This window comes from Pseudarthrobacter sp. NPDC058196, assembly GCF_042882685.1.
Lineage (GTDB): Bacteria > Actinomycetota > Actinomycetes > Actinomycetales > Micrococcaceae > Arthrobacter.
Genome location: NZ_JBHVVN010000011.1, coordinates 45,114 through 70,074 on the forward strand (window position 1 = coordinate 45,114; position 24,961 = coordinate 70,074).

A 24,961-nucleotide genomic window follows, 5' to 3' on the forward strand; every position below is an offset into this window, starting at 1 on the left:
GCAGCCAACCATGCCAACGACCGTCAGGCCGGCAACGTTCGAACACCATCGCGAAGCCATTGGCATTGGCACACCCGCTCCCCGGATATCGTGGAAAACCACCGCCGGGCCGGGCTGGACCCAAGAGGCGTACCAAATCGAAGTGACCCGGAACCGCCAATCCTTCCTCAGCGACCGGGTTGAGTCCGCTGAATCTGTCCTGGTGCCGTGGCCGGACAGGCCGTTGGACTCCGGCGAGGAAGCAACCGTCAGGGTCCGGCTTTGGGGCGCAGGACAAGCCGACCCCAGCGACTGGTCCCAAGCTGCAACGGTCGAAGCAGGACTCCTTGCCCCGTCAGATTGGACTGCCGTGGCCATCTCCCCCGGCTGGGAAGAAGACCCTGACACGGACCGGCGGCCGCCGCTGCTCAGGAGTGAATTCACCATCGCAGGGAAAATCCTCAAGGCGCGCCTCTACGTCACGGCCCACGGGCTCTACGAAGTCGAACTCAACGGCACCCGGGTAGGCTCCGACATCCTCTCGCCGGGCTGGACCGTATACGGGCAGCGCCTGCGCTACTACACGTATGACGTCACCGCCCAGCTGCACGAAGGTGCCAACGCGATCGGCAGCTGGCTGGCAGACGGCTGGTACCGCGGCAGGATCGGCTTCCACGAGGGTTACCGCAACCTCTACGGCGACAAAGTGGCACTCCTCGCCCAACTGCACGTGACCCTGCACGACGGCTCCGTGGCTGTCATCGGAACCGGCGCGGATTGGAAGGCTGGGTTCGGTCCCATATCGTTCACAGGACTCTACGAAGGCGAAACCTACGACGCCGGGAGCCTCCCCGCGGGCTGGAGCGAACCGGGGTTCGACGACGCATCCTGGTCCGGCGTCATTCCGGTAGACCGGGACCCGCACACGCTGGTGGCACCGGAAGGGCCGCCGGTCCGGTGCACGGAAGAGGTACGCCCGGTCGCGGTGCTCAATACCCCGTCGGGAAAGACAGTGCTTGACTTCGGCCAGAACCTCGTCGGGCGGCTGCGGATCACCGCCAAGGGAAGCCCGGGGCAAACCATCACTTTGCGGCACGCGGAAATCCTGCAGGACGGAGAGATTTACACCCGCCCGCTCCGGCGCGCCATCTCCACTGACACCTACACGATGGCAGGCTCCGGGACAGAAACCTGGGAACCGCGCTTCACCATCCACGGCTTCCGCTACGCCGAGGTCAGTGGCTGGACAGGAGGCGACATCTCCCGCGACGTCGTTGCGCGCGTCTACCACACGGACATGGAGCGCACCGGCTGGTTCGACAGCTCAAACCCCGCATTGAACCGACTGCACGAAAACGTGCGGTGGAGCATGCGTGGCAACTTCGTGGACATCCCCACCGACTGCCCGCAGCGCGACGAGCGGCTCGGCTGGACCGGGGACATCCAAGTGTTCGCACCAACGGCGAGCTTCCTTTACGACTGCTCCGGCATGCTCTCATCCTGGCTTAAAGACGTCGCCGTCGAACAACTTCCCGACGGAACAGTGCCCTGGTATGTCCCGATCATCCCCGGCGGGTCCGAGTGGACGCCTGTTCGGCCCGGCGCCGTCTGGGGCGATGTGGCCGTATTAACCCCGTGGACCATCTACCAGCGCTTCGGCGACACGAAGGTGCTCGACGACCAATACGGCAGCGCCAAGGCATGGGTGGACCTGATGGATTCCCGGGCGGGAGAAAGCCACCTGTGGAATACCGGCTTCCAGCTCGGAGACTGGCTCGACCCGACAGCCCCGCCAAACGACCCTGCCGACGGCAAAACCGACCGGTATCTGGTCGCCACCGCCTACTTTGCATGGTCGGCCCTCCACTTGGGCCGGATGGCATCAGTCCTGGGAAACACAACGGACGAGCTGCATTACACAGAACTTGGCCGGGCCGTCGCCAGTGCATTCGCCGAGGAATTCATCTTTCCCAGTGGCGCCGTTGCAGGAGACGCCCAAACGGCGTACGCCCTTGCGATCGTGTTTGATCTCTTCCCAACAGCCGAGCAAAAGCAGAAGGCCGGGGAGCGTTTGTCGGAACTCGTGGCCATCGGGGGCAACCGGATCGCTACCGGATTCGCAGGGACCCCGGTCATCTCGGATGCGCTGACCACCGTCGGGGCTCTCGACACCGCCTACGACATGCTGCTGGAAAAGAGCTGCCCCTCCTGGCTCTACGCGGTGGAGCAGGGAGGGACCACTATCTGGGAACGGTGGGACTCCCTCCTGCCGGACGGCACCGTCAACCCGGGAGGCATGACGTCCTTCAACCACTACGCCCTCGGAGCTGTCGCCGACTGGATGCACCGCGTCGTTGCCGGCATCGCACCACTGGACCCCGGCTACCGCAGAATCCTGTTCAAGCCGCAACCGGGCGGCGGGCTCACGCATGCGTCGGCACGCCATGAGACGCCCTACGGAAGTGCTGCCATCAGTTGGCGTGTTTCGAACACGGGGCTGGATGTCACGATCGAAGTTCCCACTGGAACCACCGCCCGGATTGAGCTGCCTGGTCAGCCACCGGTCGAGGTGGGCTCGGGGACGTTCAGGTATGAGGTCGCTTCCGTGGCGTAGCAGGACTGCAGAAGCAGGGGCGGCAATGCCTGGCGTTTACGGGCTCCGCCGCCCCGTTTCTCTATCCCCTGCCGCCGCCTGTCAGCGGCCCTCAGCGCCCCACCGTGCTCTGGCGTGCAATCAGGTTCGGCTCAAGCATCAGCACGCGGTGTTCGTGTCCCGTGGATTCGGCTGCTTCTTCCAGCAGCAACTTCGTAGCGACCCTGCCCATCTCGTGCCCCGGTTGGCCTATGGTCGACAACGGTATGGCGCCCTCAGTGGCGAATTGGTTGTTGTCATATCCGATCACGGCCACATCCTGCGGAACACGCAGACCGTAGACCGCGGTCAGCTCGTGAATCATCCCGGCAGCCAGTTGGTCGGAAGGAGCAATGATGCCGTCCGGAAGGTGACTGCGCCCGCGGCTAGCCAAGTCCCCCGCGATCCGCCGCCCCTCAGGGCTGTTCAGGCTCCGCCCGATGACGATCTCCAGCGAAACACGGCCAGCTTCCTCGGCAACGGCGCGGCGCGCACCGCGTCGCCTGTCATTCACGGCACGCAGGTTCTCCGGGCCACCGGCAAACACCAGCCGGCGCCGGCCCAGATCGATCAGGTGCTTGGCTGCGAGGTAACCACCGTGTTCCTCGTCCACCAGAACACTGCAGCAGTCAGCCCGGTCGCCCGCGTAGTTCACCAGAACGATTCTCCGGCCGTGGCTTCGCACGCGATCCACCCCCTCAAGGCTGGCATCCAGGGGGGCAAGGAGAATCCCGGCCACACGGGCCTCGTCAAAAATGTCCAGGTACGACTCCTGTTTCTTGAAGTCGACGTCACTGTTGGCCAGCAGCAAGGCGTGACCGGCCTCCGTGGCAGCCTGTTCGGCACCACGCGCGATGTCCACGAAGAGCGAGTTGCCCACATCGGTCAGTACCAAACCGATCGTCCTGCTGCTTCCCGCAGCCAAGGAACGGGCAGCGTCATTGCGGACGAATCCCAGCTTTTCGATGGCTGCCTGGACACGTTCCCTCGTCCTGTCCGAAACGATTTCCGGCTTGTTGAGTGCGTTTGAGACCGTGCCCAGCGACACACCCGCGGCGCGGGCGACGTCGGACATACTCGGCGGAGCGGACATCTCGTCCGATTTCACCGATCCGCTCTCACGTGGCACCCGGGCAACTCCTAAGTATGATGTTCAGCAATTTTTTCATACTTTCCCCGAGTAAACCGCGCGCCCCGCTGCTGGTCGGCTCTTCGTCCGGTGCCGCTCTGCCAAGCCGGGTGCTGGCTTGGCACGGTGTGGAGTCCTCACGCCAGCCACTGGATGCCGAAACCCGTCAGTCCTTGCCGCAATAGTCCAGGCGGCGAACCACTACGTCTCCTTCCACGGCGTAGGCGCCGAAGGCCCGCCCGGTGAACGCCTTGGCGGTTTCAAACGCCCAGTGCCGGCCGTCCAGTTCGGTGAGCAGCACCTCACCGGCACGGCCATCCGAGGCAGCATCAGGTGCCGCAGGCCGGGCGAGGAGGCGGATCCTGTCGCCGCCCACGGCCCCGGCCCTGAAGTCCCGCGACGGCGGCTCGGCCAGGATCGCCAGTTCAACGTCACCGTTCGGGAGCGTTGCCTCCCAGGTGCGGTCAAAGCCTGCGACGACGGCCCGCGCGGTGACCGTCACGCCTCCGCCGCTGCTGCCGGCTTCAACGCCGAACCAGTTGTCCTCCGCGTTGCGCACGGCGATGCCGCCGCTCCCGGCAGTGACGTCCAGGACGGCCCGCAATTCGATGCCGAGGTGGCGCTGCCGCTGCGCGACGAAGGCGGGCCGGGCCGCGTCGAGGGTGTTCCCGTCGCCCCTGATGACCAGCCCGCCGTCTGTTGGCGTGGTGAAGTCCGCAGGTGTCCGCCGGACTCCAATCCAGTGCGGGTGGTCCAGGCCTGCACCCCCGGTGAAGTCGTACCCGGACCGTTCCGGCGGGACGGCGGACGGGACCGGCAGGCTGGCGTGCGGCCAGCCGTCAGCCCAGTCCACCGAGGTCAGGAAGGTTTCGCGGCCCAGCGGGGAGAACGCCTGGGTGAGGCCCACCGGACGGACGCCCAGCAGCACCATGGCGGTGCCGCCGTCGGGAAGCTCCACCAGGTCTGCGTGCCCGGTGTTCTGGATGGGCGAGCCTGTGCCGGCCGCGGTCAGGATGGGATTGTGTGGCGCCGCCTCGAAGGGTCCGTTCGGGCGGCGCGAACGGGCCACGGTGACGGCGTGGCCCCTGTCCGTCCCGCCCTCGGCCGCCAGCAGGTACCACCAGTCGCCGCGCCGGTAGAGGTGCGGCCCCTCGGGCGAGTAGAGGCCGCTGCCCTGCCAGAGCGGCCTGGGCTCCTCCAAGGCTGTCCCGGTCTGCAGATCCACGCGGACCTGCTGGATCGCGTCCGGGTGCCGCGCAAACGTCACGTACGCGGTTCCCTCCTCATCCCAGGCCAGGTCCGGGTCGATGCCGTCCACCGCATCGATGACAATTCCGTCGCTCCAGGGGCCGGCGGGGTCCGTGGCAGTGAATACGACGCAGCCGCGGCCTCCGAGGAAGACCGAGACGATCAGGTGGAACACGCCGTCCCGGTACCGAAGCGTCGGCGCCCAGACCCCTCCGGGCGTCGGGACGTTGGCCACCTGAACCTGCTCCTCACGAGTGGCCACATGCCCGATGAGCTCCCAGCTTTGGAGGTCGCGGCTGTGATAAATGGGCAGCGCGGGGAGGTACTCGAACGATGATGTCACCACGTAGTAACCGTCCGGGGTGCTGACAATGCTCGGGTCCGGATTGAAGCCGGGAAGGATGGGGTTGGAGTGCATCCAGCCATCATTTCGCCTGACCCACCCCACCGCGTGGCCCTATTTCATTCGTTGGAAGGCGTTCTGGGGCCGGCGGCGCAGACCGCTAGGCGAAGGTGTCTCGGCTGACCTCAACTTCTTCCGTGCCGGACAGGCGTACCGTGGTCCTGCGGCCGTCCCAGACGACCTCCCGGTGGACGGGCGCCGCAGACCGCAGCACGGCGCTGTGCAGGACGCCCCCGGACCAGCGGATGTCCACCTCGATTCCGCCCACGGCCCGCAGGCCACTGACCGATCCCTCGCTCCATGATTCCGGCAGGGCAGGCAGCAGCCGGATGGCGGCCTGGTCTGACTGGAGCAGCATCTCGGCGATCCCTGCGGTGGCACCGAAGTTCGCATCGATCTGGAACGGCGGGTGGGCGGTGAACAGGTTGGGATAGACCCCGCCGCGCCCGTCGAAGCCCTCCCCCGCCACCCGGAGAGCCAGGTTGAGGCTCTCCTCAGCTTTTGCCGCGTTGCCAAGGCGCGCCCAGAGGGCGATGCGCCAGGCCATGGCCCAGCCTGTGGACTCGGGGCCACGGAGTTCCAGGGTCCTGGCAGCAGCGGCGGCGAGCGCCGGCGTGGCCTCACTGTTCCACTGCCGCAGCGGATAGACGGCCGCCAGGTGGGAGGTGTGCCGGTGATCCGGTGCGTGCTCAGTGGCAGGGAACGACCATTCCCGGATTTCTCCGCGGTCACCGGTGGCCGGTTGGGGAAGGGCCTGCACCTTGTCCGCGAATTCCGCCAGCCAGGGTGGTTCCGCCGCCAAGGCTGCGGCGGCGTGCCGTGCCGCATCGAGGAGCCCGCGGAGGAGGGAAACATCCATGGTGGCGGACCGGCTCACCGACGCCGGCGCCCCATCCGTGGCGACGTACTGGTTCTCGGGAGAGGTGGACGGCGACGTGTGCGTTCCGGTGCCCGTGTCCCCGACGATCCAGTCCAGGGCGAAGAGGCATGCCCCTTCGATGGCCGGCCAGGAAGCCCGCAACCGGCCGGCATCCCCGGTGTAGGCGTAGTGCTCCCAGACTGACTGGACCAGCCACGTGCCTCCCATGGCCCAGCTGGCCCACATGGAGTCGCCTTCACCGGCGCCGGCGGCAAACGGGTAGCCCCAGGGATCCGTATTGTGGTGGACCGCCCATCCCCGCGCCCCGTACAGGGCCGCAGCGGGCCGGCCGGTACGGGCAAGCGTGTCCACCAGCTGCAGCAGTGGCTCGTGGCATTCGGCAAGGTTGGCGGGCAGCGCCGGCCAGTAGTTCATTTCCGTGTTGATGTTCACGGTGTAGTTGCTGCTCCACGGTGGCGGCAATTCCTCGTTCCAGATGCCCTGGAGGTTGGCCGGGAACCCGCCGGCGCGGGAGGAGGCAATCAACAGGTACCGGCCGTAGTGGAACAGGAGCGAGACCAGGGCGGTGTCGGTCTTGTCCTCTTCGAAGTCGCGGATGCGCTGGTCCGTTGGCTTCCACGGACCGGACCCTGCCCCGGCTTCCGGGCCAAGATCCAGGCAGACCCTGCCGTAAAGCCCGGCGTGGTCGGCAACGTGGCGTTCCAGCACGGCCTCCGCGGAGTCCTGGAGGGCCCGCGCCACCCGGCCGGTGAGGAGCACGGAAAGGCCGTCAGGGGAACCCGCGGTGTTCGCGTGCCGGCCGGCGTGCGGATGGGCCAGCACCGTTCCGGTGGCAATGGCCAGCCGCACGGAACGTGCGCCCGTGACTGCGAGGACTCCCGCGGTGACGTCCGTAGTCCCGTCGGTGGCAATGCCGGCATGGACTGCTCCGGCGCGGGAGTCGCCGTCGTAATGGATATGCTCGGCAGTCCGCTCAAAGGCGGGCGCCACGTCGCTGGGCAGCAGCACCCGGAGGCGGAGTTCGTTCCCCCACTGATGCTCTGCGGCGTCCTGTCCAAGGGGCCGGATGGCGTCGGGGTGCAACCCGATCCGGACGTTGATGGGAGCGTCGGCAGTGATCTCGTGGATGATGACGGCATCCGGGTGGGAGGCGAAGGTCCGGTGCCGGACCTCGGAGCCGTCAACCACATATCGGTGCCCCGCGGTGCCGGTCCGGAGGTCGAGCCAGCGGGCGGGACCACCGTCAACAGCTGCCGCGGACCCGGCAACGTCCACTGCCAGGGCCGCAAACGGCAGGTAGGCCTGCGAATGCGTGCCCTGGAATGCCAGCAGCAGCTCTTCCGCCCGCCGCACATCCCCGGAATCCACCGCCGAACGGACAGCCTGCAGCGTTGCCGGCCCGGCGGATGGATCCAGTACCGGTGCGGACCGGCTTGTTGGCCCGGACCACGCCGAACCCTCATTGAGCTGGAGGCGCTCGCCACCCACCAGGCCGCGAACTGTGGCCCCTGAGAGTCCGTTGCCCACCGGCAGGGACTCGACGAACCGCTCCGCCGGATCCCTATACCAGAGCACGTGGGCGGGATCGGGGCCGGGCGCGCCGACCGGACCCGCGGATCCGGGCGATGCCCCCGCTTCAGCGCTCAGTACTGGCCCTTGATGACGAAGTAGGAGCCGCGGATGGTGCCCGCAAGCTTGGACTTCTGGCGGGCGAACTTGAAGCTGGACGCCAGTTCCTCCGGAACGTCCATGCCGTCCGAGAGTTTGAACCCGACCGCCCGCTTGCCGCCTTCCTCAATGCCGTACATGACGTTGATGGACAGCCCGGACTCATAGAACACGTAGGCCATCCGCAGCCCGTCCACCTCGAAAGAGGACACCTCGAGCGGCTTGGAGGAGATCACCAGGTTCCGCTCGGTGGAGAGGATGTTGTGGACATAGTCAACCGTTTCCGGCGCCTCGTCCGCGGGGACCACGGTGAAGTCGTGGTCGTATTTGGTCTTGTAGTAGCGTGCCTCGTTGGCCCGCAGCCCGGCCAACGCGTCGGCAACCGGCGACGATTCCAAACCAACGGTGGACACATTCTTGAAATCCACGGTGTACGGCATGAGTCCTCCTGGGAATGGTCTTTGCCACATCGTTGCAGATCAGCGCCCCCGCCGCACCTCATCGAAGCAGGCGGATGCTGTCCCCGTCGATTCTTACACTCGTGAGCCTGACCCGTTCGTTCGGTGTGTCGTTCGGCCCGTGAAAGACCAGGTAGTCCCGGCCGCCGGAGGTTCGGAGGACCATGCCGTGGCCGCCGTTGTCCGGCCACAAGGGTTCATCCTGCTGCACCCAAGGCCCCGTCAGCGTTCCACCTGCTGACTCGGCGATACCCATGGCATATCCGTCCTCGCCGTGGCTGGACCACAGCATCAGCAGTGTCCCTTGTGGTGAACGGATGAGGAACGGCCCATCGGTGAACATCGGGTCCTTGGCAAGGTTCAGTGCCGCCGGGGGTTCTGCGCCATCCGGGAGACGCAGCGGCCTGGCCCAGGGGGCTGAGGAGGCCGTGAACAGCAGGACCGGCTCGCCAACGGCGGCGCGAAGATCATGGGACAGGCGGACCGCGCACATGTGGCCGTCGGCGGTGCCCGGTTCTTCCCGTGTTCCTTCCGCCCCGCGGCTGTAGACCAGCCAGCGCGTCCCATCGCCGTCGATATGGAGTGTTCCATCCAGGCAGGGCTGCGCAGCCGGGGTGACCGGTCCGTCGCTCCATGGCCGGTACGGGCCGGTCGCCGCATCGGCAGCGAGCACCACAACGCCCCGAGGGCGCGACCGGGACGATGTTGCGAGCGTGGCAAACATGAAGAACCGTCCGTCGAGCGCGTATACCTCCGGAGCCCAGAACTGGGTGTCCGCCCAAAAATCCGCCGGCGGCCGGAAGGCGGCAAAGGGGCCGTCCCAGTGTTCCAGGTCCTGGCTGGTGTAGCAGTCAAAGCCGGTGGCCGGTCCGCCCCACACATTTTCATCGCTGGTTCCGAACAGGACGAACCCGCCGGGAGCGGACTCCAGGATGAACGGGTCCCGCATCCTGATGGCGTCGAGGCGCAGGGCAGGTTCCGCCCGGGCGGCGGCCCCCATCAGTGGGTCACCGACGGTTCCCGCACCGCAGCAGGGCAGTCAAAGCGGTGCGTCCCGCCCTCCATGGCGTGCCGCGCACCGTCCGGAAGCACGACGTCGGCCGCCACCCCGGCGGGGACGGTCGCCTCCAGACGGAACGCACCGCCGTCGAGCGTCCATTCCACCCGTACCTCACCGTGCGGAGTCTTCAGGGAGGTCTTGGCCCAGCTGATCCCTTCCCCAGGTTTCGGGGCGATGAGGACGCGCGCGTAGCCCGGTTCCAGCGGCCGGATGCCGCCAATGGCCTTGTGCATCCAGTCGGCCACCGCGCCCAGGGCGTAGTGGTTGAAGCTGGTCATCTCACCCGGGTTGATGGTGCCGTCCGGGAGCATGGAATCCCAGCGTTCCCAGACCGTGGTGGCTCCCATCGTCACCGGGTACAGCCAGGACGGGCAGCCCTCCTCCAGCAGCAGCCGGTAGGCCTCGTCCACGTGCCCGGTGTCCGTCAGCGCGTGGGTGATGAACGGGGTACCGGCGAACCCTGTGGACACCCGGTAGTCGTTGTCCCGGACCAGTTCGGCCAGGCGGGTCCCGGCGAACTCCCGCAGCTCCGGGGTCGGCAGGACATCGAAGGCGATGGCCAGCGCGTAGACGGTGGTGCAGTCGCTGCGGATGGTGCCGTCGGCTGCCACGTAGTGTTCGGCGAAGGCGCTGCGCACCCGGGCGGCGAGCGCCTCGAAGTACGCTTCGTCGTCGTGCTTTCCCAACAGCCCGGCGGCCTGCGCGGTGAGGCGCGCGGTGCGGTACATGCAGGCGGTGGCCACCACGCCGGTGTCAGCCTTGGCCGCCCATGGCTGGTCCGGCGCGGCGTCGGGGTCCAGCCAGTCGCCGAACTGGAAGCCGGAGTCCCACAGGCCCGTGGGCGAGAGCAGCCCCTCCACCCGGCGGGTGTGCGAGGCCATGGACTCGTACTGGTTTCGCAGGACGCTGATGTCCCCGTAGGCCTCCCAGAGGGCCCAGGGCACCCACACGGAGGCTTCGCTCCAGAGCGCCGAGGATTCCGGGGCCGGGAATTCCGGCGGTTGCGGGCAGTACTTCAAGGCATCGGGCACGGTGATGGGCACCAGGCCGTTCGCTGCCTTCTGCTCGGCGGCAAGGTCCAGCAGCCAGTCCTGCAGGAAGCCCTTGACGTCGTACAGGTAGGCGGCGGTGGGGGCGAACACGGCGATGTCGCCGGTCCAGCCCAGGCGTTCGTCGCGCTGCGGGCAGTCGGTGGGGAGGTCCAGGAAGTTCCCGCGGAGGCCCCAGACGATGTTGCGGTGCAGCTGGTTGACGAGTTCGTTGGAGCATTCGAAGGTTCCGGTGCGTTCGAGGTCGGAGTGGACCACCACGGCTTCGACGTTATCCGCGGTCAGTGTTCCCGGCCAGCCTGTGATCTCGGCGTAGCGGAAGCCGTGGAAGGTCTTGGTGGGTTCAAAGACGTCGTCCCCGCCGGAGAGGATGAACGTGTCCGTGGCCTTCGCCGACCGCAGGGGCCGGGTTCCGAGTTCGCCGTTCTCCAGGACCTCGGCGTGCCGAATGGTGATTGCCTGCCCGGCCTCGCCCCGCACCGTGAAGCGGAGCCAGCCCACCAGGTTCTGGCCAAAGTCCACCAGCGTCTTGCCCGAGGGTGAGGTGAAGATGTCCACAGGACGGACGACGCCGGCCCGCACCACGGGCGGGCCCACCGGCTCAGCCAGCCGGCCGTCGTCGAACGCCAGTTCACGCACGCCGGTCCAGTCAGCGCCGGGCGCATAGCCGGGCTCCGCCCAGCCCTTCTGAGAGCGGCGGGCGTCGATGGTCTGGCCGTCGTACAGGTCGTTGAAGGTGGTGGCGGAAGGCCCTGCCTGCCAGGAGGTGTCCGAGGCGACCGACTGGACGTGGCCGTCCGCGAATTCGATGTCCAGCTGCCCGTAGAACCCCAGCTCGCTGCCGTAGAGGTTGGCCATGCCGTGCCAGGCCAGCCGGCCGCGGTACCAGCCGTTGCCCAGTTCCACGCCCAGCACGCTGGTGGGCGCCACCAGGGACGTGACGTCGTAGCTGCGGTAGCGGAGCCGCCACTCGTAGGAGCTCCAGCCCGGGCTCAGGACGTCGTCCGCCACCGGTGAGCCGTTGATGAACGCCTCATAGACGCCGAAGGCAGTGGCCCGCAGCGTCGCCCTCACCACGCCGCCGTGGCCCTCCTCGAGCGTAAATTCCTTGCGGAGCAGCGGGGCGCCGTCGAAGTCCTGCTCGGGCGAAATCATGGCGGCGAGCCAGGGAGTGGAAGTCATGGAAGAAGGGATCCGTTCTGAAAGTTGAAGCAAGGAGGTTCAGGCGTAGTGGCAGGCGACGTCGGCCGTCCCCACCCGGCGCAGCGCCGGCCGTTCGGTGGCGCACAGCTCGGTGGCCAGGGGGCAGCGGAGCCGGAACGGGCAGCCGCCGGGTGCGGGCACCGCCGCCGCCCCGGTGCGGACGCCCAGTGATTCGCGGGCCTCGCGGCGCGCCGCCTGCTCCGCCGGACGCGGTACCGGGGAGGCTGCCACGAGCGCCTGGGTGAAGGGGTGCCTGGGGTCTTCGGTGACGGCGGCCGCAGGGCCGCTTTCCATCACCTGGCCGCGGTACAGCACCACCACGCGCTGGGCCAGGAATTGCACCACGGCGATGTCGTGGGCGATGAACAGGTAGCTCAGGCCCCGCTCGTCGCGGAGGTCGGCCAGCAGGTTGAGCACCTGCGCCTGGGTGGAAAGGTCCAGGGCGCTGACGGCTTCGTCGCAGACCACAAGCTTGGGATCGCAGATGAGGGCACGCGCCACGGAAATGCGCTGGCGCTGGCCGCCGGAGAACTGGCTGGGGTACCGGTCCACGGCGTCCCGCGGCAGGCCCACGCGTTCGAGCATGTCCTCCGCCTTGGCGCGCGCCTCTGCCGCCGACACGCCGCGGAGGCGCAGCGGTTCCGCCAGGGACGTGCCAACGGTGTTCCGCGGGTTCAGTGAGGAGTTGGGGTCCTGGAAGACTGCCCGCAGGTCCCCGCCCAGGGCCCGGCGCTCCGCGGCGCCGGCGGAAGTGATGTCCTTCCCCTGGTAGGTGATGGTGCCGCCGGAGACCTTTTGCAGGCCAAGGATTGCCTTGCCGATGGTGGACTTTCCGGATCCGGACTCCCCCACCAGACCCACGGTCTCCCCGGGTGCGATGCTGAAGCTGACATGGTCGACGGCGGCGGGGGCCGCGGCTGCCTTCCGGCCCCGGCCGTAGCGGACCACCAGGTCCTTGACCTCCAGCATGGGGGTGGCGGCGGAAGGCGGCGTGGAATCGCGGCGTTCGGTGACTGCGGTGCTCATGCCAGGTCCTTTTCGACGATGGTCTGCAAACTGCGCGGATTATGCGTGGGGGTGATTTCCAGGGCGCGGGCGGCGGGTACGTCCGTGGCCAGCCAGTCCATGCCTTCGACGGCGAGCTGGTCCGCTTTGACGCACCGCACCACGCCTGTACCGGCACCCGAGGACAGCAGCGGGACCGGTTCCAGGCAGGCGGACCCGGCGAACTGGCAGCGGGCGGCGAACCGGCACCCGGTGGGCCAGTCCTTGGGCTGGGGTACCTGCCCTTGAATCGTGGCGAGGCGTTCCGGCATGTCGTTTGCATGGTTGGCGTGCGGGTCTGCGGCAAGCAAAGCCAAGGTGTAGGGGTGCCGGGGATTGTCCAGGATGCTGTCCGTCCTGCCGTTCTCCACCACCTGGCCGGCGTACATGACGGCAACCTGGTCACAGATGTCCGCCACCACGCCGAGGTCGTGCGTCACCATCACCACGGACATGCCGGTGTCCGTCACCAGGGCGCGGAGCAGGGACAGGATTTCGGCCTGGACCGTGACGTCCAGGGCGGTGGTTGGTTCGTCAGCCACCAGCAGTTTCGGCTGCCCGGCAAGCGCCAGGGCGATGGCCACGCGCTGGGCCATGCCGCCGCTGATCTGGTGCGGGTAGGTCTTCAGGATGCGTGCGGCGTCCACGATCCCCACCTTCTCCAGAAGGTTCCGGGCTTCCTCCCGGGCCTCCGCCTTGCCCATGCCGCGGAGCCGCCGGATGGTGGCGGTGAGCTGGTAGCCCACAGTGAACATGGGATCCAGGGCGCGCATGGGTTCCTGGCTGATCAGGGCAATTTCCCGGCCGCGGACGGTTTCCATGGCCTTGTCGGTGGTGGCGGCAAGGTTCCTGCCGTTCCAGAGGATCTGGCCGCCCGTGACGGAGACCCCGGACGGCAGGAGTCCGAGCAGGGACAGCGCGGTCATCGTCTTGCCGCAGCCGGACTCCCCCACCAGCCCCAGGACCGTGCCTTGTTCGACGTCGAACGAGACGTCGGTGACCAGGCGGACGCCGCTGCCCGCACCGCTACTGTCGACGCCGACGGACAGGTTGCGGACGCTGAGCGTCCCCTTCGCCCCACCGTCCTGTGCGGCGGCGGCGGGGGCTGCTGAAGCGATCGCGGCAACTGCCTTGGCGCGCTGGCGCCGGGCAGCGGCGGAAGGCAGATGTGAGGCGGTGGCGTTGGGCGCCTTGCCGAGGGCGTTGCCGATGGCGTTGGCGGACAGGACGGTCAGGGCCAGCACGGCGCCGGTGGGCACCATCATCCAGGGTGCGTCATAGACGTGCTGGGAGGCGCCTTGGATCATTCCGCCCCAGCTGGGTTGCGGGATGGGCGGCCCGAATCCGATGAACGCCAGGCCTGCCTGGATCAGCATGCCGACGGCGAAGATCAGCGCCGCCTGGACGACGATGGTGTTGGTCAGGCCGGGCAGCACATGGCGCAGGCTGATACCCGCGGTGCTGACGCCGTCCACTTTGGCGGCGTCCACGTACAGCTGCGACTGCAGGGATTTGGCCTGACCCAGCATCACCCGGTAGATACCGGCCGAGATCAGCACGCCCAGGATTCCCATGATCATCGGAATATTGGTTCCCACGGCCCCGATCACGGCCAGGATGATCACGGTGCCGGGCAGCGACATCATGATCTCGGTGATGCGGCTGACGGCGTTCTCCACGCGCTCGCCGGCGGCTGCGGCCAGCATCGCAAGGAGCGTTCCGAGTCCGACGGCGACAATCACCGTGATCATTGACGTTCCGAGCGTGCCGGCGGCGGAGGCGAAGATCCGGCTCAGGAGGTCACGGCCCAGTTCATCCGTGCCAAGCCAGTGCGCGGCGGTCGGGCCGGAGAGAACGGCGGTGAAGTCCTGGTCCTCGGTCTTGAACGGCAGCCACAACGGCGCGGTCAGGGAGGCGGCCACGAGGACGGCCAGCCAGGCCACCCCGGCGATGCTCCCGGGCGAGCCGAACAGCTTGCTGCCGGTGAACTTCTTCGGCGCGCCTTGGCGACGTGTCTTGCGAAGGTCCGCGGCCGTCGTCGGCTGTGCTTGGTCTGCGGGCGCGGGGGCAACGTTGGGAATCATGAGGCACGCAACTTCGGGTCGAGGAACTTGGTGGCGAGTTCCAGCACCAGGTTCACGGCGACCACCACCACGGTGGCGATCACCACCACGCCCTGCACGGACGGGGCGTCATGGGTGCTGACGGAGTTCTGGACGGCCTGGCCCAGGCCGGGCATGGCGAACAGTTGCTCCGCGATGACCGAACCGCCGAACAACTGGATGAACTGCAGGGCGATGCCGGCCACAATCGGGAGGCTGGCGTAGCGGAGGGCATGGACGTAGAGGATTTTCCAGGTGGGTGTGGCCGTGGCACGCAGTGTGCGGATGTGTTCCTGCTGCAGGGCCTCGAGCATGGAGGCACGGGTCTGGCGGGCGATGAATGCCCCACCGCCCACAGCCAGGGTGATCACGGGCAACGCCAGGGACAGGGCCCAGTCCTGTGGGGAGGCGTCAAAGGGAACATAGCCGGTCGCCGGGAACACGGAGGACTGGACTGCCAGAAGGTAGACGAAGATGATGCCGATCCAGAAGGCGGGCAGGGCAACGGCCATGCCTGCCACCCCACCGATGATCCGGTCCACGACGCCGCCGCGGACCGCTGCGGTGACGCCCAGGCCGATGCCAAGGACCGCGCTGAGAACGGTGGCGCCGGCAGCCAGCGAGGCGGTGACGGGAAGCCGGCTGGCGAGGTCGGCGCTGACCGAGCGGCCGTCGATGAGCGAGACCCCCAGGTCGCCCTGGACCGCGGAACCGAGCCAGGTGAAGAACTGCGCCGGCAGCGGATCGTTCCAGCCCATCCGCTGGTTGACCTCGTCGATCGCTTGCTGGGAGGCGCCGGCGCCGAGGGACACGGCCCCGGGGCTGCCCGGCATTGCGTGCACCAGCAGGAATGCCAGTACCGCAACCACCAGCACGGTGGCCAGCGCCATCAGAAGGCGCTTGGTAATGAATAGTGCCATGGTGACCTCCATCGGTCAGGCCCGTCCCGGGGGGCCCTTGCCCTGGTGGACAAGGGCCGCCCGGGACGGTGCGGGTATCAGCTGGCCGGCGTGTAGGACGAGAGGAGCGGGTAGGCGTTGGTGCCGGCGAACTTCACCTGCGCCACCTTCTTGGTGTTGTAGCCCTGGATGGTCAAGGCCTCGTACAGCGGGATCATCCAGCCGGATTCCACCAGCCGGGTGTTCAGCTTCGTGGCGGCGGCTTTCACGGCGGCGTCGTCCTTCGCTGCGGCCAGCTCGCCGGTGGCGGCGCTGAGCCGGTCATCGGTGGCCTTTTGGACGTTGGTGAAGCCGTTGAGGATGGCGCCGTACATCACGCCGACGGGGTTGTCCCAGTTCAGCGGCGCGTAGCCCAGCGGCGTGGTGGCGACGGCGGCGAAGGCTTCGTCGGTGGAGGCGGCCATCTTCACGTTCATGGTGATGCCCACGGCGGCGAGGTCCTTCTGGACTGCCTGCAGGTCCGTCTGGGTCTGCGCGCCGGCGATGATGGTGAACTCGAAACCGTTGGGGTAGCCGGCCTCGGCCAGCAGGCTCTTCGCCTTGTCCGGGTTGTACGCGAACTCGGTTTCGAGGTCCTTGGTGAAGCCGGCCGAATCTTTGGGGAGGGCATTCCAGGCGGGGATGTCACCCTTGTGCAGGGCGTCCACCAGGGCCTGGCGGTTGATGGCGTACTGGATGGCCTGGCGGACCTTCTCCTGGGCGAACGCCGGGGCGGTCTTGCCGATCTTGTCGAAGGAGATCATGGTGTTGACGGTGCCGCCGATCTGGGAAACGCCGACGCCCTTGGACTTCGCGAAGTCAACGGTGTTCGAGGTCAGCATGGCCACGTCGGCCTGGCCGGAGACCAGGGCGTTGGCGCGGGCCTGGGGATCCAGGACAACGCTGAACACCACCTTCTTGTAGGCGTACTTGGAAGCGTCAGCGCTCTTGTCGTTCTTCACCAGGACATACTTGTTGCCCTTCACGGTAGAGGAGTCAAGGGTGTACGGGCCGGAACCGTCAGGCGTCGCAGCGAGGCTGGAGGTGTCCGTGACACCGTTCTTGCCCACGATCATGCCGGTGGTGGAGGCCAGGTTTTTCTCGAATCCGGGCTGCGGCTTGGCGAAGGTCAGGGCCACCTGGGTGGGGCTGACCACGTCCACGGAGGTGATTTCCTGGGCGCCTCCCTTGGCGACGGCGGAGTAGGCGCTCAGCGCGGGATCGGACCGGCGGTCCAGGTTGGCTTTGACCAGGGCGGCATCCAGTTTGGAGCCGTCGGTGAACGTGACGTCGTCCTTGAGGTTCAGCGTCAGGACGGTGTTGTCCGCGTTGTAGCTGAAGTCCTTGGCCAGGCCCGGACCTGCGGACCCGTCCGGCTGAAGGGTCATCAGGCTGTCGTAGAGGCCTTCGAAGAACTGGCGCTGGGCGGCGGAGACGCGCAGCGGGTCGAAACCGAAGGAGGCTGAGTCGCTGTCGATGGCCAGGGTCAGGCTGCTGGTGTCAGCCTTCGCGGCGGCCTGGCTGGACCCGCCGCCGCAGGCGGCCAGGGAACCCATCAGCAGGGCACCGGCCAGAACGGCGGAGCTCGCACGGGCGGTGGAGTTCGGAAGTTTCATGTAGTGCGCCTTTGCATTCTGATGTGATGACGGAGGAACGGTTCTGGGGGCTGGCTGCTCGCCGGCTCCCTTCAAGAATCAGCCGCGGCCGCAGGCGCCAAACATGACAATGTCATTGATTGAAAAGGTATTGTGGCGGCGGTCACGCCGGGCGACAGGATGGAGGAAGGGCAGCGAAGCCTCGGACGCCTGCATGCGTCCATCACGAAAGGAACCCCATGACCAACCCGTTCCCCCGCGACTTCCTTTGGGGCGTGGCCACCGCCGGCCACCAGGTGGAAGGCAACAACGTCAACAGCGATACCTGGTTCCTGGAGCACCTTCCCGGAACCATTTTCGCGGAGCCGTCCGGGGATGCCGTGGACCACTACCACCGCTACCGCGAGGACATCGCACTGATCGCCGGCCTCGGTTTTACCAGCTACCGCTTCTCCGTCGAATGGGCCCGGATCGAACCGGAGGAAGGCCAGTTCTCGGTGGCAGCACTGGACCACTACAAGCGGGTGCTGGAAGCCTGCCACGAACATGGACTCACCCCGGTGGTCACGTTCCACCACTTCACGTCACCGCTGTGGCTCCTTCGGATCGGCGGTTGGGAGGGCAGCCGGACGCCCGGACTCTTCGCACGCTACTGCGACCGGGTCATGGCCCACCTCGGTGATCTGATCGGCGTCGCCTGCACCCTGAACGAGCCCAACCTCCCGTGGCTGCTGGAGTCATTCGGCATCGGCGGCGAAGCTCCGGAGAACCGCGGTTCAGTGCCCATCTGGGCCGCCGCCGCCGACCGTCTGGGCGTGGCTGCAGCCACCATCGCGCCGTTCCAGTTCTGCTCCACTGAAGCCGGTTTCGACGTCAAGCTGGCCGCGCACCGGGCCGCCACCAAAGCCATTAAGGCCCATCGCCCGGACCTTCAGGTGGGCTGGACGCTCGCAAACTCCGATATCCAGGCCATCCCCGGCGGCGAGGACATTGCCAACCGGGTGCGCCGCGACGTCAACGAACGGTTCCTTGAGGCTTCCCGCGGCGACGACTTCGTGGGCATCCAGACCTACGGGCGCACCGTGTACGGCCCGGAAGGCCATGCCCCGGCACCGGAGGGCGTCCCCACCAACCAGATGGGCGAGGAAATCTATCCCCAGGCGCTGGAGGCCACCATCCGCGAGGCCCACAGGATCGCCGGCATCCCGGTGATCGTCACCGAGAACGGCCTGGCCACCGAGGATGACACGCAGCGGGTGGCGTACCTGCAGGCAGCCGTCGACGGCGTTGCTTCCTGCCTTGCGGACGCCATCGATGTCCGCGGGTACATCGCCTGGACCGCGTTCGACAACTTCGAGTGGATCTTCGGCTACGGGCCCAAGTTCGGCCTGATCGCCGTCGACCGCTCCACCCAGGAACGGACGCCCAAGGAGAGTGCGCGCTGGCTGGGGAACCTGGCCAGGGAGCACGCCCAGGCCGGGGCGCCTCAGCCCGCCTAGCACCAAGGGCAATGGTCCGGGTTTCCATGGGAAGCCCGGACCATTGCCTTTCGTGTTGCGCCTACCCAAGCATGCGCAGCCTTGCGGCCAGGTCCGCCACGACAAGCCTCGAATCCACTGAAGTGTAGGTCCGCCGCTGCGGTGCGGTTCCCGTCTCCGTGAAAGTGCTCGTGGCGCCGTCCAACCCGGTGACTGCCAAAGGTGCGCTGTCTCCCAGGCACCACAGCGGTCCGAACTGCACGAAGTCCGGCACCTCCAGGCTGTTGAAGTGTTCCCACAGCCACCTTCCGGCAGGCCCGGCATTCTGCAGGGAGTGGTCGAGTTCGGCCACCGAGGCCACAACCTGCCGGTAAGTTTCCGCCGGGAACTGCCAGATGGCCAACTCGGGGTTTCCGAAGACGAAGTCCGCGGCTGCCGGGTCGGTGAAATAGTTGTACTCTTCCTCGTTCCTGGCAGCCCCGCCCACCCACGCCAGCGTGAGGGAGGAGGCGAGGCCCGGATCCAGCAGGAGTGCATCAGCCACGTTCGTGAGGGGGCCGGCGCAAACAAGGATCAATGGGAGGTCCCCACCGGTTGCGGCCGCCTCCACGATGGCCTGTGCGGCTGGATTCCCTCGCGGCTTCCCGGTGAAGGTGGTATCCGGTCCGGAATCCACCTCGGCGAGGTCTGCCAGGTTCAGGGCTCGGAGCAGGCTGCCCGCCAGCTCCGAGCCCCGTTGTGCCATGCCGGCGGGCGGTCCGAACATGGGGTTGGTCAGCGAGCTCGTGACGGCGACAATCCGGTTGGCGGGGGACAGCGCATGGTGGGCCAGGGCCACCAGCCCGTCCGGATCACCGGCCCAGTCGTTGTCGATAATCACCCTGCAGCGCGTTGCAACGCGGATCATGTCCATCCTGGTCCATTCTCTTGGGTCCGTGTCAGCCAAGCGCCGGCATGGGCGCGGTTCCCGGCTCAACGGGTAGTCTCAGGAGCAAGTCTTGCCGCCAGGCGGATGGCGGCGGACGCAGCTTTCATTCACCGGAACGCTGCCTCAGAAAAGACAGACCAGGCCGATTCAGTCCTTGTGCCTGCTAGAGATTCGGGGGGATCTGTGCCGCGGTCAGTCCAGTGGGGCAGGGCGTACTTTGCCGTTCAATCTGTCGCCGGGTGTTTGTGGTGGATTGCGGTCTTCTTGGACCCAGCGGTGCGCCGGGCAACGCTGGGAGGGCTGGACCCGTTCCTTGTTGCCGTATTCGACATTCCTTTATTTGTTCTTGCCTCTGCGGCCGCGGCCTGCGGAGTGCGGTCCGCAGCGGTTGCCGGCACCGCGTGGACCACACTTGTGGCCGGCACCCTGGCCGTCTATGCCACGGTGAGCACCCAGGCGGGCCTCGGTGTGCTGGCCATGGGCGCCGCCACGGCGGGGTCGGTTGCCGGACTGTGCCTGGTGCTGTTGGGCCGCGTCCCCACGACGTGGATAGTCCGGGGGCCGTTTGCGTTCCGTCCGGCCCGGAAACGCACGAACGCAGGAGTCCATGTGGCCGCCACGTTCGGACAGATTGTCCTGTTCTGGGGATTCTTCCTGGGGCTGGTGCCGGCCTGTCTGGCCGTTCTCGAACAGCGCTGGAGGTTGGGCCTGGACTTCCCGGCAGTTGCCGTCCCGGCCGGCGTCGCCATCCTCATCCTTGCGAGCGCTTTGGGGATCTGGTCTGCCGCCGTCATGTCCACCCTCGGGGACGGGACGCCGTTGCCGTCCGTGATGGCAAACCGCCTGGTGATTGCCGGGCCTTACCGCTGGATCCGAAACCCGATGGCGGTGGCGGGCATTGTGCAGGGGGCCGCCGTGGGGCTCATCCTGCAGTCGTGGCTGGTGGTTGGCTATGCGGTGCTGGGCTCACTGGTGTGGAACTTTGCCGTCAGGCCACTCGAAGAAGCAGATCTCTCGGAACGTTTCGGTGAGGAATTCCAGCACTACCGTGAAACCGTACGGTGTTGGATCCCGGCTTTTCCCGGCACCCGCCGTACCGGCACCTCTAACCAACGGCCGGTTCGCGGATGACCAGCACAGGGCAGTGTGCATGGTGGATGGTCTGGTGCGAAACGGAACCAAGCATCATGCCGGTGAATCCGCCGTGGCCGCGGGAGCCCACCGCTATGAGGTCGGCGTCCCGGGAAGCGTCGATGAGCGCCGAAGCCGGGTTTCCCTCCACGATGCGGCCGGTGATGGCCACGTCCTGGTCCTTGACGCGTTCCAGCTCCGCCTCCAGGATCGCCTGCGCGTCCTTCTCGAAGATTTCATAGTCCCAGGCGGTGCCGAGGGCATCGCTGACGTAGGGGAAGTTCCAGGCGGTTACGGCCTGCACCTCACCCTGCCGCAGCCTGGATTCCTGCACTGCCCAGTCCATGGCGGCCCGGGACTGATCCGATCCGTCCACTCCCACCACGATCTTGTATTTTCCGTTACCGGCCATGGTTCCCCGTTTCCATTCCAGAGTTCCGGGCCGGGTCAGCCCTGGCCGGCCGGGGTGCCTTGGGCCGGAACGGCCACGGTCGAGTGCTCGGATTTGGCGGCCTGATGCGGATTTCCCGCCTCCTTGGCACAGTGGAGGCAGCAGTAGATGCCTGCCTCGCTTTCAACGGGGTGGCCCAGGATCCGGCAGCCGCAGTGCTCGCAGGCCGGTGCCATCATGTGGATTGCACATTCAAAGCTGTCGAACGTGCCGGTCTGGTTTCCCATACTGACGGTGAACATGCGGCCCTCGCTGCTGCCGCAGACATCGCACGCGCCCATGGTCCCTGCCTCCTGTTTTGTTGCTGCCTGTTCCGGACAATCAAGTTGACCGCTTGGGGCCTTTTCCTGCCTAGGGGCGAAGGTCCTCCGGCAGCTAGAGGTGGCGGAGGTAGCGTTCGGGCGAGTCCATGAACCCTTGCCAGTTCGCCACGAGCTCCAGCTCCGCCCAGGACCGGGCCCGCAAACCCCAAGGCCCCGCTTCCAGGATGGTCGCGCCGGGCAACGCGGCCAGCAGCGGCGAATGGGTGGACATGATCACCTGGGACTGGCCGCCGGCCAACAGGTCCTTCAGGACGGACAGGAGCCCCAGGCAGCCGGAGAAGGACAGGGCGGACTCCGGTTCGTCCAGGACCCACAGCCCGGCTCCGCGGAACCGGTCGGCTGCCAGCTGCAGGAAGGACTCGCCATGGGACATGTCATGGAACGGGATGTCCGGCATGAACGTGCTGGGATTCTTTTCCAGGTACGTGTACAACCCGTGCATGGTCTCGGCCCGGAGAAAGTAACCCCGCCGGGTGGCGCCTGGGTTCCGGACCAGCTGCAAATGGTCGCCGAGGACGGATTCGGTAGGCCGGGTGGTGTGCCTGGCCCCTGTTGACCCGCCCTCCGGGGAGAGCCCGTAGGCGAGCGCGATGGCTTCCACCAACGTGGATTTTCCCGAGCCGTTCTCGCCCACCAGGATGGTGGCCGGCCCCAGGTCGAGCCCTTGGTCGAGGATTTGGGCCACCGGCGGCAGGGCGGCCGGCCAGCGTGCGCGGTCAAGGACGTTCGAAGGGTCCTCTGCCAGCCGCCGGATCGGCTAGGTGCGCAGGGGCATGGGCCCATTCTTGCAGGAAAAGTTTTTTTCGTATTTCACCCATCCACCCCCGGCTTCCGCTCCGAAGTAGTTCGGAAGAGGTGTACCGAAAGCTAGGACGGGACAATGGATGCCGTGGACCAGCAAGCCCTGACGGGGGCCGTCATCAAAGAGCACCGGCTGGATATCTCGCAGCTGTGGCTCGAGTTCGTGGGGCTCGGCGGCGACGCCTCGGAACAGCTCATCCGTGCGTATTGCGCCGGCGAAGCCACCCTGTCGGCCAAGGAGCGGGACGCCTTGGCGTTGGCCGTCAATGAGCACTGCACTGCCGAGGGCCTGCCGCTCCGGGCACCACTGAGCAGTTCCGCCCTGCTCGTCCTGGGCACCCGGAAGGACTCCCCGTCGGGAGGCCTGCCGGGCTAGGCAGGTCCCCGGGGCCGCACTGGGCCTCGGCCACAACGTAACCTGTCAACCATGACCCTCCTCTCCACCCCCGGCGGTTCCATCCGCGGCACCTCCCTCGGGACTGGCGGGACCACCGTCCACCGGTTCCTTGGCATCCCTTACGCCGGCCCGCCGTCGGGCGCCAACCGCTTCCGTCCGCCCGTGCCCGTGGCGCCGTGGGACGGGGTGCTGGACTGCACCGCCGCCGGTCCCGCGGCACCGCAAAACCCCGAATCCCCGGCACCTCCAGGCGCCGTGCCCCGGACATGGAGCGAGGATGCCTGCCTGAACCTGAACGTCTGGACGCCGGAGACTGACATCCCGGCACGGCCGGTGATGGTGTGGATCCACGGCGGCGCGTACCTGCTCGGTGCCAACAGCGATGCCATGTACGACGGCGCCAGGCTCGCCGCCGCGGCGGGCGCGGTGGTGGTGTCCATCAATTACCGGCTAGGCGCGCTGGGCTTCCTGCACCTGGCAGACCTGCTGGGGGACGGGTACGGCGAGTCGTCCAACCTGGCCCTGCTGGACCAGCTGGAGGCCCTTCGCTGGGTCCGCCGCAACATCGGCGCCTTCGGCGGCGACCCGGGGAACGTGACCATCTTTGGCGAGTCGGCAGGAGCCGCGGCGATCGGCACCCTGCTGGGGATGCCGGCGTCGGAAGGGCTGTTCCGCCGGGCCATCATGCAAAGCGGAACGGCAGAGCGGTACCGCCACCCGGAGGAATCTGGGCGGATCAGCTCGGCGTTCCTGGACCTGTGCGGCCTGGCCCCCTCGGCCGCAGCGGAACTCCTCACCCTCCCGGTTGAGCAGCTGCTGGCAGCACAAAAAGGCCTCGAGAAGCGTTTCGCCGCGCAATCCTACGCAGTCCCGCTTCCCTTCCAGCCAACAGTGGGGACGCCGTCACTGCCGGCGCCGCCGCTCGACGCGGTCCGGAACGGGGTGAACAGCGGCGTCGACCTGCTGATCGGAACCAACCTCAACGAGGGCTCGTTTGCGGTGGAGATGCGTCCGCCCTCTCCGGCCGATCCCGGCTACCCGGAGCGTGCCGCCGCCGTCCTGGCCGGGGCCGGGATTCCTGCCACCCACGCCGCCGGGTACGCGGCCGCGCTCCAGGAGGTACTGCAGCGGGAACCGGCGGGCAAGGAACTCCTGGAGGCGGCCATCGCCGATTCCCTGTACCGGCAGCCCAGTAACCGGCTCCTGGCAGCCCGGCGCGCGGCAGGGGCCGCCGGGAAGAGCTTTGCCTACCTGTTCACGTGGCGCAGCCCGGCCATGGGCGGCAAGCTCGGAGCCTGCCACGCCCTGGAGATCCCGTTCGTCTTCCGGCACCTGGACGAACCGGCGGCGGCTTTCCTCACCCGGGGCCGCGCGCCACGCCAGCTCAGCGACGCCATGAGCGCGGCGTGGGCATCCTTTGCGCGGACGGGGTCACCGGACACGGCTCAGCTTGCGTGGCCCGAGCACGGGGACGGGCACAGCACCATGGTGCTCGACGACAAGACGCGCCTTGAGAGGGATCCGCGCGCTGCGCTCCGGGCGTTTTTTGAGGCCGTCAGCCCGCTGCCAGCGAGTTAAGCGTGTCCCGGATGCCGTTCAAGGCGGGGTCCCGCAGTGAATTGAAGGCCGGTTTCAGCAGCGGCTGGATGATCTTGGCCGGCCCGTTAATGCTGAACTCGGCCGTGTAGGTGACCACAGAACCTGCCCCGCTGGCACGGACGTCGATGGAGTCGAACGAGGTGACGGTCTTGTTCTCGCCCCGGAGCTTGATGTGGTTATCCGAGAGCTCGACGACCACGTAGGTCAGGGACTGGCGTTTGCCGCGAAACTCGGATTCGGCGTGGTACTTGTGCCCCACGGCCACCGGTCCTGGCGTGATCTTGTCCATGACGGGGGTGTTGGGGTCCCATGTGCTGGTGTTCTCGAACTCACTCAGGAAGGCAAAGGCCTTCTCCGCTGACAGGTTGGTTTCCACACTTCCGGTGACTGTGATCATCACCCCAGTGTAGGAGGCCACGGAGCGGCGCGGCGGCCATTTTGCGGGCCTGCGCGCGAAGCTGGGCG

At 67.4% G+C, this 24,961-nt stretch carries 20 protein-coding genes; 5 read left to right on the forward strand and 15 right to left on the reverse strand.

Annotated features, from left to right (window positions below):
* The first annotated feature begins 10 nt into the window (after positions 1-10).
* A complete protein-coding gene (locus ACFVVC_RS16280) occupies positions 11-2,593 on the forward strand; it encodes a family 78 glycoside hydrolase catalytic domain (RefSeq protein ID WP_387455443.1) in 2,583 nt (860 codons plus the stop codon).
* 91 nt (positions 2,594-2,684) lie between these two features.
* Here the strand turns inward: ACFVVC_RS16280 and ACFVVC_RS16285 are convergent, their stop codons facing one another.
* The 10 genes from ACFVVC_RS16285 to ACFVVC_RS16330 form a co-directional block, all read right to left on the reverse strand.
* On the reverse strand, positions 2,685-3,686 hold the full coding sequence (locus ACFVVC_RS16285; RefSeq protein WP_387455446.1) for a LacI family DNA-binding transcriptional regulator: 1,002 nt from the start codon (positions 3,684-3,686) through the stop codon (positions 2,685-2,687).
* 220 nt (positions 3,687-3,906) lie between these two features.
* Positions 3,907-5,406 (reverse strand): family 43 glycosylhydrolase, encoded by a 1,500-nt coding sequence (locus ACFVVC_RS16290; protein WP_387455449.1) that lies wholly within the window; start codon positions 5,404-5,406, stop codon positions 3,907-3,909.
* Positions 5,407-5,491: 85 nt separating this feature from the next.
* Positions 5,492-7,846: a glycoside hydrolase N-terminal domain-containing protein gene (locus tag ACFVVC_RS16295; RefSeq protein WP_387455451.1), complete on the reverse strand. Its 2,355-nt coding sequence runs from the start codon at positions 7,844-7,846 to the stop codon at positions 5,492-5,494.
* A 68-nt stretch (positions 7,847-7,914) separates the two neighbouring features.
* The gene (locus tag ACFVVC_RS16300) at positions 7,915-8,379 is read right to left on the reverse strand and encodes a phage tail protein (RefSeq protein WP_387455454.1); all 465 of its coding nucleotides are present in this window, start codon (positions 8,377-8,379) and stop codon (positions 7,915-7,917) included.
* Between the two features lie 58 nt (positions 8,380-8,437).
* Entirely contained in the window at positions 8,438-9,397 is a 960-nt protein-coding gene (locus ACFVVC_RS16305; RefSeq protein WP_387455457.1) for a glycoside hydrolase family 43 protein, read from the reverse strand.
* Positions 9,397-11,688: a family 78 glycoside hydrolase catalytic domain gene (locus ACFVVC_RS16310; RefSeq protein WP_387455460.1), complete on the reverse strand. Its 2,292-nt coding sequence runs from the start codon at positions 11,686-11,688 to the stop codon at positions 9,397-9,399. The genes ACFVVC_RS16305 and ACFVVC_RS16310 overlap by 1 nt, the downstream gene beginning before the upstream one ends.
* Positions 11,689-11,727: 39 nt before the next feature.
* A complete protein-coding gene (locus ACFVVC_RS16315; RefSeq protein ID WP_387455463.1) occupies positions 11,728-12,735 on the reverse strand; it encodes an oligopeptide/dipeptide ABC transporter ATP-binding protein in 1,008 nt (335 codons plus the stop codon).
* A complete protein-coding gene (locus ACFVVC_RS16320; protein WP_387455465.1) occupies positions 12,732-14,837 on the reverse strand; it encodes a dipeptide/oligopeptide/nickel ABC transporter permease/ATP-binding protein in 2,106 nt (701 codons plus the stop codon). The genes ACFVVC_RS16315 and ACFVVC_RS16320 overlap by 4 nt, the downstream gene beginning before the upstream one ends.
* Positions 14,834-15,787: an ABC transporter permease gene (locus ACFVVC_RS16325; RefSeq protein ID WP_350224059.1), complete on the reverse strand. Its 954-nt coding sequence runs from the start codon at positions 15,785-15,787 to the stop codon at positions 14,834-14,836. Before ACFVVC_RS16325 ends, ACFVVC_RS16320 begins: the two co-directional genes overlap by 4 nt.
* A gap of 65 nt (positions 15,788-15,852) precedes the next feature.
* Complete coding sequence (locus ACFVVC_RS16330; protein ID WP_387455468.1) at positions 15,853-17,409, reverse strand: ABC transporter substrate-binding protein; 1,557 nt, start codon at positions 17,407-17,409, stop codon at positions 15,853-15,855.
* A 218-nt stretch (positions 17,410-17,627) separates the two neighbouring features.
* On the opposite strand from ACFVVC_RS16330, the gene ACFVVC_RS16335 reads away from it, so the two are divergent.
* A complete protein-coding gene (locus ACFVVC_RS16335) occupies positions 17,628-18,887 on the forward strand; it encodes a glycoside hydrolase family 1 protein (RefSeq protein ID WP_387455470.1) in 1,260 nt (419 codons plus the stop codon).
* A gap of 61 nt (positions 18,888-18,948) precedes the next feature.
* Here ACFVVC_RS16335 and ACFVVC_RS16340 read toward each other — a convergent pair whose 3' ends face one another.
* Positions 18,949-19,773 carry a nucleoside hydrolase gene (locus tag ACFVVC_RS16340; RefSeq protein ID WP_387455473.1) on the reverse strand — a complete coding sequence of 275 codons (825 nt, stop codon included), beginning with the start codon at positions 19,771-19,773 and terminating at the stop codon, positions 18,949-18,951.
* Positions 19,774-20,070: 297 nt separating this feature from the next.
* Between ACFVVC_RS16340 and ACFVVC_RS16345 the strand changes: the two genes are divergently transcribed.
* Positions 20,071-20,925, forward strand: coding sequence for a methyltransferase family protein (locus ACFVVC_RS16345; protein WP_387455476.1), 855 nt, complete (start codon positions 20,071-20,073; stop codon positions 20,923-20,925).
* On the opposite strand, the gene ACFVVC_RS16350 is transcribed toward ACFVVC_RS16345, so the two are convergent.
* The 3 genes from ACFVVC_RS16350 to ACFVVC_RS16360 all read right to left on the reverse strand — a co-directional run bounded on the left by ACFVVC_RS16350 (position 20,900) and on the right by ACFVVC_RS16360 (position 22,453).
* A complete protein-coding gene (locus ACFVVC_RS16350; protein WP_387455479.1) occupies positions 20,900-21,337 on the reverse strand; it encodes a universal stress protein in 438 nt (145 codons plus the stop codon). The genes ACFVVC_RS16345 and ACFVVC_RS16350 overlap by 26 nt on opposite strands.
* A gap of 35 nt (positions 21,338-21,372) precedes the next feature.
* Positions 21,373-21,657, reverse strand: coding sequence for a hypothetical protein (locus ACFVVC_RS16355; RefSeq protein ID WP_387455482.1), 285 nt, complete (start codon positions 21,655-21,657; stop codon positions 21,373-21,375).
* 94 nt (positions 21,658-21,751) lie between these two features.
* Positions 21,752-22,453: an AAA family ATPase gene (locus ACFVVC_RS16360; protein WP_387455876.1), complete on the reverse strand. Its 702-nt coding sequence runs from the start codon at positions 22,451-22,453 to the stop codon at positions 21,752-21,754.
* A gap of 126 nt (positions 22,454-22,579) precedes the next feature.
* On the opposite strand from ACFVVC_RS16360, the gene ACFVVC_RS16365 reads away from it, so the two are divergent.
* Positions 22,580-22,876 (forward strand): hypothetical protein, encoded by a 297-nt coding sequence (locus ACFVVC_RS16365; protein WP_387455485.1) that lies wholly within the window; start codon positions 22,580-22,582, stop codon positions 22,874-22,876.
* A 51-nt stretch (positions 22,877-22,927) separates the two neighbouring features.
* Entirely contained in the window at positions 22,928-24,475 is a 1,548-nt protein-coding gene (locus tag ACFVVC_RS16370; RefSeq protein ID WP_387455488.1) for a carboxylesterase/lipase family protein, read from the forward strand.
* On the opposite strand, the gene ACFVVC_RS16375 is transcribed toward ACFVVC_RS16370, so the two are convergent.
* A complete protein-coding gene (locus ACFVVC_RS16375; RefSeq protein ID WP_387455491.1) occupies positions 24,453-24,893 on the reverse strand; it encodes an SRPBCC family protein in 441 nt (146 codons plus the stop codon). The two genes, ACFVVC_RS16370 and ACFVVC_RS16375, sit on opposite strands and share 23 nt — an antisense overlap.
* Between the last annotated feature and the right edge of the window lie 68 nt (positions 24,894-24,961).